Below are 12031 nucleotides of genomic sequence, written 5' to 3'. Positions count from 1 at the left end.
CTTCACAAAATAAGGACCATGACATGTTGTCATGGTCCTTCACTATATCATAGCGATGATGAAGAGGTCGCGCCTGCTTCATCCCACGAGTCTTCGTCGACTGGTGGTAAATGTTTTTCTTCCAATTTCGAAACGACAACCGCACATGCCGCATCCCCCGTGATGTTGACAGATGTGCGAAGCATATCGAGAATACGGTCGACCCCGATAATGAGGGCGATTCCCTCTACCGGTAAGTTGACTGACTGAAGCACAAGCGCAAGCATGACAAGTCCGACTCCCGGTACACCCGCTGTACCGATCGAAGCGAGGACCGCCGTGATGACGACCGTCAACAACTGAGTCATTGTTAAGTCAGAAGCGAACACTTGCGCGATGAAAATCGTCGCAACCCCTTGCATGATCGCCGTTCCGTCCATGTTGACCGTTGCCCCGAGTGGTTGCACGAACGATGAAATCGAACGCGGCACACCGAGTTTCGTCTGCGCGACTTCCATCGATACCGGAAGCGTCGCATTCGACGAAGATGTCGAGAACGCAAAGGTCATCGCCTCATAGAAGTTCTTGAAGAAGAAGACCGGGCTCATCTTCCCGATGAAATATACTGCTGCCCCGTAGACAATCGTGGCATGCAAGAATAACGTCAAGACGACGGCAATCATATACCACGCCATCGCGACGACGGCATCAAGACCGATGCCTCCGATTGCAGAAGCAATTAATGCGAACGCCCCGTAAGGAGCGAGCTTCATCACGAGATGAATGAGGTGCATCATGATGCGATCGCCTTGTTTGACGAATTGACGCCACGTCTTCGCCTTGTCCCCGAGGGCAATCAACGCAAACCCAATCAATGCCGCAAAGACGATGATTTGAAGCATGTTTCCTTCAGCGAGCGCCGTAATCGGATTCGTTGGAATCATATTGACGAATGTCTGTACGATATTAGACGATTCCTCGGTCGCTGTTGATTCAAATTCAAGACCTGTCGTTGGGAAGTCCCCACGCTCCCCTGGCTGTAAGACGGATGCAACACCCATCGCTAACATGATCGCGAGCGCTGTCGTCGCTAAGAAGAACAGAATCGACTTCGACCCGACTCGACCTAGTTCTTTCGGGTCCCCGAGACCCATGACGCCTAAAATAATCGAGAAGAAGACAATCGGTACGACTAACATTTTAATTAAATTCAAAAAGATCGTTCCGACCGGAGATAAAATATACGGATTCACAATCTCATAAACATTATCCGGCAAGCCCGCCAATCCGAGACCAACAACAACACCTAGCGCGAGACCGATTAAGATTTTTTTCGTTTCGCTCATCGTATCACCCTTTCTTTTTTTCACAATGTAGTCAGTATATCATAATACTGAATTTTCATACAATTACAACTGAATATCTCTTCAGTTACATAATTTCCTGTTACTCCCAAAAATGCGAAACAAAAAAGATTGGAGACGAAAATTCGTCCAATCTTTTTACTCGACGCCTAAGCGCTCGAGCTCTGCATGAAGTTCAGTCGAGTTTGCCCAAATCTCAGGGCGATGTTCTTGTAAGAAGTTCGCTAAAACGTCGCGGGACGGAGCGTCCATCATGTCGATTAAAATCCGACCCTTTAACGATTTGTCCATTTGATTGACGTGATACGGTAATAATTTATAACCCCGTCTCGCTTCCACGTCAACTAACATGTCACATGCCGCGACACCACCATAATAAAAGCCTTCCGGTTTTCGACCGACCGTCACCCACACGATCCAATACGGTTTCCCGTTCGGTACCGCTTCCGGGTCCGTCAAAAACTTAATCCGTTTCTCGATGGCAGACTTGGCGTGCATCGCTCCCATATCGATTGTTGCAACGCCTTCTTCGACATCGATGATGACCGGAGACATGTTATTTAAACTAAGCGAACCGACGCCAAAACCACCGTGTCCGTCCGTCGCATCGTCTGAAATAATATTAAAATTAATGTCTTTCATGTTCCACCCTCCCTCTCTACTGTACACAATGACATAGGATGGTGGCAATCCTGAGTCACACCCAGTCGATTTGAAAGCGTCCTCCTGGACCAATCTGTTGGATTAATGAACGATCTTCTTCAATGATCCTTCCGATGACATTGACGCGCTCATCTGCCGGCAAATCCCGCTTCGTTATTTGCAGTTCCCCTGCATAACGACCGTAACGTTCATTGTCGATCGTGATACTGCCGAGCACTCGTTCTTCTGTATCTCGCGGTTGAATCAAATGGTCCCCAGGTCGTCCATACGCTCTCGATTCGACCGAACGGATGACGTCCCGGGCTGGGTCCATCCGATTCGTGTGACTTGTTGGAACCAAATCATCATGATTTCGTGTGGTCGCTCGAAGAACGATGACGCCCTCGTCGTACTCCCGAAACTGTCGCATCGTCTGATTGGATATACACGGATCTCCAATCAAGATTCGATCGACCGTCGCTTGTAAATCGATATAACACGAAAACGGAGATTGGTGGCGGTGCATCTCGAGTGTCGGTAATGTCTCATGAAGGGGGCCACGTAACCGTTCATCTCCAGGGATGAATGCTTGTACCCGTATTCCTTGCGCATGTAACCAGGCGTTTCTTTCATCAAACCAAGAACGCTCGAGTCCTGTTTCCGGACGAGGATAAAAATTATGCCACGCTTCTACGCGTTCTCGTTGTAATCCATACCGATGCATCTCTTCAAGCTCCGTTTCCGTGAGCGTACTCGCATTGAGGGCGACCATCATATGTCGTGACAAATCTGCCACTTGTTTCGGTGTGACACCATAGTCAACACGTAACCCGGTGACGCCCCACTCCAACAGCGTATGCGCATCGTCCCAGGTCTTACCGAGCGTCTGTAGAGACGATGGGGCGATATCTGCCACGAGTTCCATCTTTAGACGCCTTGCCAACACACCTAATTGCTGAAGTCGTTCTGTATAGGTTGTCGAATCGTCTTCCGGAATATGGAGCGACGTGAAGATGCTTGTAAACCCGCTCTCTCGCATACGTTCGATCCAATCAATGTACACAGACGTCAGTTCCTCACTTAAGTAAACCGAAATTCCTCTCATGTGAATCCACCTTTCCAAAAGTAGAGAAAAAGATGACTCGACTCGAGCCATCTTTGTTTGTCAAATCCCGTCCGCCATCTCTTCTTTGAAGCCGAAGAAATAAGTGAACAAGAAACCTGCCGTATATGAAATCAATAGTCCGGCAATGTACGTCAAATACATGCCATTATCAATGAGCGGAGTGAGCGATAGACCGGACACACCGATTCCGAGCGCCGCTGTCTTCATTGTCGCTTGGAAAGCCCCACCGACCGCAGCTCCGAGACACGCTGTCAAGAACGGACGTCCGAGCGGAAGCGTGACCCCGTATAGGAGCGGCTCCCCGATTCCGAGGAAACCTACGGGGATGGCCCCTTTGATAATGTTACGAAGGCGTGGGTTGCGCGTCTTCACAAAAATGGCAAGCGCAGCACCGACTTGACCCGCACCGGCCATCGCCAAGATTGGGAGAAGGGCCGTCGTCCCGACCGTATTTAACAGTTCCAAATGGATCGGCGTCAACCCGTGATGCAATCCGACCATGACGAGCGGTAAGAAGAATCCTGCCAAGAGTGCCCCTGCGACGGGTCCCCCGAATTCGAGCGTCGCATTGATTCCTCGCATGATCCCGTCTGACAATATGCCAGCGACCGGCATGATTGCATAGAGCGCTGTAAATCCAACGATGAGAACAGTAAAGAGTGGTGTGAAAATAATATCAATGGATACCGGCATGAAGCGACGAATGTGCTTCTCGATATACGTCATGAGCCAACCGGCAAAAATAACACCGAATAATCCACCACGCCCGACGACGAGCGGCTCCCCATAAATGACGATGTCCGCGAGGAGCGGGTTGAACAGGATCCCCCCGGCAATCGCCCCGAGTACCGGCGTTCCTCCAAACTCTTTTGCCGTGTTCCAACCGACAAGGATGGCCAAATACGCAAAGACCGTGCTACCGAGCACGAGTAGAATCTGCATCCACGTCTCCGTCCGGTCGACGCCGGCGTTGACAGCAAAGTTCGCGGCCCCGTTAATGATCCCCGATGCGACAAGTCCCGGAATGAGCGGAATGAAGATGTTTCCGAGGCGGCGAAGGAATCGTTTGAACGGTGATTTTTGCTTTTCTTTCACCTTCTGGCGTTCGACCGCCGCACGTTCCTCTAACGTCAAGTTCGCATCTACCGATTCTTCCCCGATGGCAAGCCCCGTCTCATGGCTCATATAATCCGCGACCCGGTTTACGGTACCTGGACCGACGACGATTTGTAACGTCTCATCATCGATGACACCCATGACCCCGTCAATCTTTTTCAATGCGTCAATGTCTGCCTTCGTCCCATCTTTCAACGTCAATCGGACACGTGTCATACAATGCGCGAGTTGACGGATGTTCTCTTTCCCCCCGACATGTGCGAGGATATCCCGTGCTAAAACCTCTTCTTTCTTCATCTCGATTTCCCCCTTATAGCGCCTCGCGGACGAATCCGTTCGCGCGCTCTAATCGTTTGACAGCCTCCTCATAAGAGACGTCCGCTAAAATCATGACAATCGCCGTTTTGACGTGCCCCTTGGATGAAGCAAAATAACGCGCGGCCATTTCCATGTCGACCCCTGTCGCTTCTGCAATCATCCGCTTGGCACGCACTTCTAGCTTTTCATTCGTCGGTTGCACATCAACCATCAAGTTTTGATACACTTTCCCTACTCCAATCATCGACGTCGTCGAAATCATGTTGAGGACAAGTTTCTGTGCTGTTCCCGCCTTCAATCTCGTTGAACCGGTCAGTACTTCCGGTCCCGTTTCCACTTCAATCGGGTAATCCGCATGTCGACTGATGACCGCATCGCGATTACATGAAATTGAAGCTGTTGTGGCACCGAGTTCTCGTGCGTAATCGAGACCTCCGACCACATATGGCGTTCGACCGCTCGCTGCAATCCCAACGACCGTATCCTCTGCCGTCAAATGAAGCGCTTTCAAATCTGTGACCGCCAATTCCTTACTGTCTTCTGCTCCCTCAACGGCTTGAATGAGCGCGCGTTCGCCGCCGGCAATCAGTCCGATGACTTGATTGGGTGATACTCCAAAAGTTGGCACACACTCCGCTGCGTCTAAAATCCCTAAACGTCCACTCGTGCCCGCACCGATATAAATCAGGCGACCGCCTTTACGAAAGGATGCGATGACTCGCTCCACGACTTTTGTGATGACCGGAAGTTGCTCTTGAATCACTTGAGGAACTTGTTGATCCTCTGCATTCATAATCGCCAATCGTTCCTCAATCGACATCTCGTCCAGGTGCATCGTTCGTTCATTCCGTCTTTCTGTAGCCAGTTTATCTAGCATCGCCACCATCCTTTCTTCTCTATGATTTAATCGTACTATATTGAAATTTAAAGTCAATTTATAATTTAATTTTTATGAAATTTAATTTCAAATAAACTTTAAAGAAAAACTCACTCTGAACGAATGAGTCGTTTTTTCAAGACGTGCACGCGTGTTCCTTTATTCGTGATCGAATCCTTCTCATACACGTATCCGTTTCGCTCCCAGAACCGACGAGCGCGGAGATTGTTTGGAAGGACACCTAATCGAAATACCGTCTGATACGGGCGCATATATTGGTCTTCCAATTGTTCATACAACGTTTGCGCCAAACCTGTCCCATGGAGAGATTCTTCGACAACGAACAAACCAAGCCAAAGCGAGCCATCCACGGGATGTCGTTTCAACAGGTCCGCGATGGCGACAACCCGTCCATCTTCACGAATAATGAGACTGACGGTGCCATCCGCTTCAAAATCCGCCACGTTCTCGTCACGAAACATCTCGACTGTCTGTTCATTCAATCTTGCGAATGTGCGTTGATCCATCAGAAAGCGTTGCAATTCTTGACGATCTTCAGCCGTATAAGGTCGAATCATCGGCGTAGTTTCACCATCTCATCTCGAGCTTCTGCGTACCGATCAATCAAGCCTTCTCCCTTCCGGTGGAGGAGTCCCATATATAACGTATCGACAATCGTCAATTGTGTCATCCGTGAGGCGATACTGGCGATTCGGAAGTCACTCTCGACGTTCGGCGTACAGAGTCGAACGTCCGCTTCCCGGTAAAGCGGTGATTTGTCGAGGTTCGTGATGGCGATGACCGGAACACGTTTCTTTTTCGCAAATCGGACGAGCTCGAGCACATCTTTCGTTCGACCGGACGTGCTGATTGCGACGAATACATCAGACTTTCCTAAATGCGGAATCAGCGACAACATATAATGAAAATCGGGAGAGGTCGTGGCCGCATATCCCAGTTTCGTGAACTTATATTGCGCATCAATTGCCGCCGTCGAAGACCCCCCGACTCCGTAAAAGATGACGCGGTTCGCACGAGCGAACAAGTCCACCGCATGTTCAAGTTCTCGTTTGTCCATCGCTTCGGCGCACGCCTCGATGGCTCCTTTATTCACATGGATGACTTTTTGGAACGAGTCATACGGCGTGTCCTTTTGCTGGAGGACGTTGAAGTCCGTCAGCGTCGTCTCCGTGACAGCCAAGTCTTTCACGAGCGCGAGCTTGAACGCTTTAAAACTATCAATCCCGACGACTCGTGCGAAACGAACGATACTCGCCTCGGATACATCCGTCTTTTGCGCAAGCTCTTTTGTCGTCATGTTTGGAATGAGCGTTGAATGGGACAAAATATAGTCGGCGATCTTCTTTTCGACCGCTGTCATATCCTCTTTCGCTAAATCAATTTTCGTAAGTAAGGATTCCATTTGGTCATCCCCTTCCTGCAACTGTTGTTCTTTTATGATAGCGGATTCCTTCCCCATATTCCAATCACCTAAAAAGATCGAGCGTACGCCCGATCTATAAGTTGTTCGTATTGAACGTGTCACCACCTTGAATCGATCCGTTCTCAAATCCTCTCTCGAACCAACGCATGCGTTGTTCCGATGTCCCATGTGTGAACGAGTCTGGCGTCACATATCCACGTGCCTGACGCTGCAGCGTGTCATCGCCAATCTGATGCGCGGCATTCATCGCTTCTTCCACGTCCCCCGCTTCAAGATACCCTAACCCTTGCGCGTGATGGGCCCATACGCCTGCATAGTAGTCTGCCTGCAACTCAAAGCGGACGAGATAGCGATTGAATTCGGTCTCGCTCATCTCGTTCCGAAGCGGCATGATTTCTTCTGTCGTCCCGAGAAGCGTCTGGACGTGATGCCCGACCTCATGGGCGACGACATAAGCCATCGCAAAATCCCCTGGTGCATTGAAACGTTGACTCAGTTCATCATAAAAACTCAAATCGATATATAATTTTTGGTCGCCGGGACAATAGAACGGACCAACAGCCGAGCCAGCAATACCACAAGCGGATTCAACCTGTCCGGAAAATAGGACGAGCGTCGGCTCTTCATACGTCATCCCATTTTCAGCGAAGATGTCTGTCCACACTTCTTCTGTATCCTTCAAGACGACCGCTACGAAATCTGCCATCTCCTCTTCACGAGCAGTTCCCGTATACGTCCCCTCCGATTGAGGTTCCCCGATTCCGATGTTGTTGACGAGATCCGTCGGGCTTCCCCCATTCAATAATGTAAAGACGATGACGAGAATCAATCCGAGACCACCCCCGACCCCGGCAATCCCCTTCCCTCCGATGCTACGGCCACGTCGATCCTCGACGTTTCGGCTCTGTTGTCTTCCTTTCCACTTCATCCCGATTCCTCCTACATTCGCTCTGTCTTGTTTATTACCCCAAATCCGGTAAAAGTGAGCTCATGTTTCTCGGTAAATGAGAATTTTCTTTTCTAGAGGAAGGGGATTCTCTACAATGAAAGAGACTTCAGCAAAGGAGGAATGACCCATGCCTTATGTAACTGTAAAAATGCTCCCGGGCCGTACCGTGGAACAAAAACGCGCGTTAATCGAAAAGGTGACGGATGCCGTCTCCGAAACGACGAATGCGCCAAAAGAAAACATCACCGTCTTCATCGAAGAGATGGATGCGACACATTACGGACAAGCCGGTGTGATGCACGCAGATAAGAAGTAAGCGACGAACGGACTCCTGATATGGAGTCCGTTTTTTGTTCTAGTCTTCTCGGTTCACGTCGAACCGTTCACTCGGTACGGTCGGCTTAATCAAGTGACGTGTCGCTCGCCAGATGTGGTAGCCGATACGGTCGAGCCAGAGCAGTACTTGCACTTTTTGAATTGTCTGGTCCATCTCCAACTGATTCGCCGCCGTTTCTTCTAGCAGCTCCGAGCGATGTGCTTTTCGATATTCCGCCAGTTGTTTTGAGGCCTGTTTCCACAGCTTCGAATCCTCTGGTGGCGTATGATGATTCAGTTGATTCACAAGGTCAAGCTCATGCAATACGAGTTCTCGTGCCGCTAAAAAGTCGGTGTCCCGAAGTGCGTGGACCGGTTCGACTTCTCGCAAGACATATAACCAGCGTTCCAGATGATCGATCGTATGCAAGAGGGATAGATGTTGGCCATAATCATTTTGCTTTCCTTCATCTTCAAGACGTATCGTGCTCAAAAAGACACGGACATCACTCAACGTCTTGTCGACGAGCGTCAATTCATCTTCACGAAGACGTCCCTCTCGGACAAGCAATTCCGTCTCATTTCCTAAATATCGTTCGATTTCAAGTAAAGAGCGTCGTGCCGCTTCAAGAGCGACCGTCGGGAGTTGTGACATGTTTTTATCGAGCAGACGTGTCAATTTTTCGGAGCGACTCGGAATCCACTTCAGTAATCGCCGTGCGAACGTTTGATAAAATGGTAGGAATAAGATCACACCTAGTAGATGGAATGTCGTATGGAATAAGGCGAGACGTAATAAGTCGTTCCAGTTGAACCAATCGGCTACTCGATTGACGACCTCGAAGAGAACAGGGAACGTCAGCCATCCAATGAGGACGATTGACACGTGGTAGATGGCATGCCCCAATACAATGCGTCGGGCTGACTTCCAGCCTCCGATTGAACCGAGTGCCACGACGAGGCTCGTCCCCGCACTTTGACCAAGCACCAAATAAGCGGCTTGCGGGAGTGAAATCGCCGCCGTCGCGAGAGCCGTCATCGTTAGCACGAGTCCAATCGTCGATGACTGAAGGACGGCGGTCATCATAAATCCGATTCCAATCAGAAGTGCCTGATGCAGAACGGTCATCTCACCGGCCGAGCCAAACGAGAACGTGACGACATCCCGCATCGCTTCTTGAAGTGTCCCAATCCCAACAAAGATCAACCCGATACTGACGAGCAACAGTCCCACACGGCGAAGGCGCGGACTGGATAGACGAAACGCCATCCCGATTCCAATGATCGGCAAAAACAACTGGCGCACGTCTAAGTTATAGCCGAGGATGGCAATGATCCATCCCGTCGTCGCGCTGCCTACGTTTGCGCCAATTACGAGAGGTAACGATTGCGTGAACGTGAGAAGCCCCGCGCTCACAAACCCAATCGTCATCAGTGTCGTCACCGAAGAAGATTGAAACAGGGTCGTCAGCATTGCGCCGAGAGTCGCCCCTGATAAAGAGCCGTCGGTGAATTGATTCAACCGATGACGCAATCGTGTACCAGCCCATTTTTTGAGCGTATCTGTCAGTAACGTCATCCCGAGTAAAAAAATCCCGATTCCACCAATCAGTGTCGCAATCTCCATCGTGTCACGCCCCTTTGCGTGTTTAATCGTCCTTCAATGTCGATAAAATCCACGATTTTTCATTCGCATAATCTTTTAAATTCAACAACACATCTTCCGGATAATAAATTTTTTCATCCGACTGCCTCGAGTTCAAAATCGACTGGACGAGCATCGAGACCTCTGAAATCTCTTTTCGCTCCCCGTCATTCATCTGTAAATAAATCCCCTCATATTTGCCTTGTCCTTTATATAAATCGTATGGCAACTGACTCAATTGATCTTCAAGCAGATAGTATGTCGGTGGAAGCCCAATCGTCTCCATCGTCTGTCGCAAGCGCTCCATATAACGAACACGATTCGCTTCCGGGAAGTTCTTATATTTTAATAATCGGCGATTCACGAATCGACTCGCCAAATCGGCTAGAATCGCGTCGTCTTCTTCCATCCATTCTTGGAAATAGAAGTAGACGACCGTCTCATCCAATTTCAAATATTGTTCGAGTGACATACCGGCGCGTTCAAAAATCGGCAAGAAGTGTTTCGGCGTCATGTTAAACTCGTATCCACTCTCATAGAGCTCCTGTGCCCGCTCAAGAATCGCTTTCAAGAGGAGATCGCTCGACCGTGTCGCCGGATGAAGGTACACTTGCCAATACATTTGATAGCGACGCATAATATAGTCTTCAATCGTATGCATCCCAGACTGCTTGACCACGACTTGGTCTTCATCCGGACGCAAGACGCGCAACATGCGTTCTAAATCAAACTTTCCATAACTGACACCCGCAAAGTGAGCGTCGCGTAACAAATAGTCCATCCGGTCGACATCAAGCTGTGAGCTGAGCATATTGACGATCAAGCGATTCGGATGCGTCTTATTGATGATGGAGGCCACTTCTTCGGCAAACCCGACACCCATCTCAGATAAAACCCTATTTACTTCGGTTTCCCCTAAAATGATGCGCTCCGTCCACACTTCATGACGAACGGAAAAGACGTGCTCGAACGCGTGCGAGAATGGACCGTGTCCGACATCGTGCAAGAGCGCTGCTGCCAACAGTAGTTCACGGTCGCGGTCGTCCCATTCCGGATACTGTTGGAACTGATCGATTAACTGGCGTGCGATTTCATATACGCCGAGCGAGTGATGAAATCGCGTGTGCTCCGCGCCATGAAATGTCAAAAAAGACGTTCCAAGTTGTTTGATACGACGCAAACGCTGAAATTCTTTCGTATTGATCAACTCCCAAATGAGGTGATCGTAAACATAAATATATCGATGTACCGGATCCTTAAATACTTTCGATCCAGATAGTTGTCCTCGAGACGAGTACATGACATGCCCTCCTACGTTTCGTTATGTTCTAGATTCGACTTCAAACGAATCGTTCCCTCCATGCTATAATGAGGAGGAAAATTTTTTGTGAAAAGGAATTAATGTATATGATCCATCCATTGTTACAACAACCGAGCTATCGCATCATCGATCAGTCGAGTCTTGGCACGATGTTTCAAGCGGAACAATCGTTTGCGACCGATGATACGTTATGTGCGTCAACGCAAGAACGAGGTGCCGTCTTGCGGGCATGGGTGCACACCGATACGATTGTACTCGGAATCCAGGATGCTCGGCTGCCTCATTTGAAAGAGGGAATTCGTTATTTACATGAACATGGATTCCGTCCCGTCGTCCGAAACTCAGGCGGTTTAGCCGTGGTGCTAGACGATGACGTCCTCAACCTTTCTTTAATTTTACCAGAGAAGGACGGGATTCAAATCGACAGCGGCTATGAGGCTATGACCTCGCTCATCCAACACATGTTCCAAGACGTCACGAATGACATCGTCCCAGGTGAAGTCGTCGGTTCATACTGTCCAGGAAGTTTCGACTTGTCGATCGACGGCAAAAAGTTCGCTGGGATTTCGCAACGACGCGTCCGTGGCGGTGTGGCCGTTCAAATTTACTTGAGCGTAAGACAGAGCGGAAGCGCACGTGCTGAAATCATCCGTGACTTTTACGACCTTGCCATCCAAGGGGATGAGACAAAGTTCACGTACCCAACCATTGTACCGGAAACGATGGCTTCACTTGAAGACTTGCTTGGGATCCCACTTACCGTACAAGACGTCCTCACTCGGGCCTACCGCGTTCTTTCCACTGTCAGTTCGCTCCAAAACGCGACATTAACGGCAGACGAGCAAACGATGTTTGCAAGTCAGCTCGAACGCATGTGGAAACGGAATGAACCGTTACGCGACATTGAACAACAACTAGCAGAGGAGTGATTCATC

The 12031-nt window shown here is 49.5% G+C and carries 12 protein-coding genes; 2 read left to right on the top strand and 10 right to left on the bottom strand.

Annotated features, from left to right (window positions below; translation table 11 throughout):
- Positions 1–47 precede the first annotated feature (47 nt).
- The 8 genes from KNO72_RS10540 to ypfJ all read right to left on the bottom strand — a co-directional run bounded on the left by KNO72_RS10540 (position 48) and on the right by ypfJ (position 7794).
- Positions 48–1325: a dicarboxylate/amino acid:cation symporter gene (locus KNO72_RS10540; protein ID WP_078147710.1), complete on the bottom strand. Its 1278-nt coding sequence runs from the start codon at positions 1323–1325 to the stop codon at positions 48–50.
- Between the two features lie 156 nt (positions 1326–1481).
- On the bottom strand, positions 1482–1985 hold the full coding sequence (locus KNO72_RS10535; RefSeq protein WP_078147711.1) for a YwhD family protein: 504 nt from the start codon (positions 1983–1985) through the stop codon (positions 1482–1484).
- Positions 1986–2040: 55 nt separating this feature from the next.
- Positions 2041–3090 carry a DUF871 domain-containing protein gene (locus KNO72_RS10530; protein ID WP_214685393.1) on the bottom strand — a complete coding sequence of 350 codons (1050 nt, stop codon included), beginning with the start codon at positions 3088–3090 and terminating at the stop codon, positions 2041–2043.
- 60 nt (positions 3091–3150) lie between these two features.
- Entirely contained in the window at positions 3151–4524 is a 1374-nt protein-coding gene (locus KNO72_RS10525; RefSeq protein ID WP_214685392.1) for a PTS transporter subunit EIIC, read from the bottom strand.
- Between the two features lie 13 nt (positions 4525–4537).
- Positions 4538–5431, bottom strand: coding sequence for an N-acetylmuramic acid 6-phosphate etherase (gene murQ, locus KNO72_RS10520; RefSeq protein WP_214685389.1), 894 nt, complete (start codon positions 5429–5431; stop codon positions 4538–4540).
- A gap of 101 nt (positions 5432–5532) precedes the next feature.
- Complete coding sequence (locus tag KNO72_RS10515) at positions 5533–6000, bottom strand: GNAT family N-acetyltransferase (protein WP_214685381.1); 468 nt, start codon at positions 5998–6000, stop codon at positions 5533–5535.
- Positions 5997–6845 carry a MurR/RpiR family transcriptional regulator gene (locus KNO72_RS10510; RefSeq protein ID WP_078147953.1) on the bottom strand — a complete coding sequence of 283 codons (849 nt, stop codon included), beginning with the start codon at positions 6843–6845 and terminating at the stop codon, positions 5997–5999. The genes KNO72_RS10515 and KNO72_RS10510 overlap by 4 nt, the downstream gene beginning before the upstream one ends.
- A 94-nt stretch (positions 6846–6939) precedes the next feature.
- On the bottom strand, positions 6940–7794 hold the full coding sequence (gene ypfJ / locus KNO72_RS10505) for a KPN_02809 family neutral zinc metallopeptidase (RefSeq protein WP_012727442.1): 855 nt from the start codon (positions 7792–7794) through the stop codon (positions 6940–6942).
- A 148-nt stretch (positions 7795–7942) separates the two neighbouring features.
- Here ypfJ and KNO72_RS10500 point away from each other — a divergent pair, with 148 nt between their 5' ends.
- Complete coding sequence (locus tag KNO72_RS10500; RefSeq protein WP_012727443.1) at positions 7943–8131, top strand: 2-hydroxymuconate tautomerase; 189 nt, start codon at positions 7943–7945, stop codon at positions 8129–8131.
- 39 nt (positions 8132–8170) lie between these two features.
- Here the strand turns inward: KNO72_RS10500 and KNO72_RS10495 are convergent, their stop codons facing one another.
- Positions 8171–9757, bottom strand: a complete 1587-nt coding sequence (locus tag KNO72_RS10495; RefSeq protein ID WP_078147716.1) for a Na/Pi cotransporter family protein — start codon at positions 9755–9757, stop codon at positions 8171–8173.
- Positions 9758–9779: 22 nt separating this feature from the next.
- A complete protein-coding gene (locus tag KNO72_RS10490) occupies positions 9780–11075 on the bottom strand; it encodes an HD domain-containing protein (RefSeq protein ID WP_031422133.1) in 1296 nt (431 codons plus the stop codon).
- Between the two features lie 101 nt (positions 11076–11176).
- Here KNO72_RS10490 and KNO72_RS10485 point away from each other — a divergent pair, with 101 nt between their 5' ends.
- The gene (locus tag KNO72_RS10485; RefSeq protein WP_371815846.1) at positions 11177–12025 is read left to right on the top strand and encodes a lipoate--protein ligase family protein; all 849 of its coding nucleotides are present in this window, start codon (positions 11177–11179) and stop codon (positions 12023–12025) included.
- Positions 12026–12031 lie beyond the last annotated feature (6 nt).

It is taken from the genome of Exiguobacterium sp. s123 (assembly GCF_018617075.1).
In the GTDB taxonomy this organism is placed as follows: Bacteria; Bacillota; Bacilli; order Exiguobacteriales; family Exiguobacteriaceae; genus Exiguobacterium; species Exiguobacterium profundum.
This window is presented reverse-complemented; position numbering and strand designations above follow the sequence as displayed.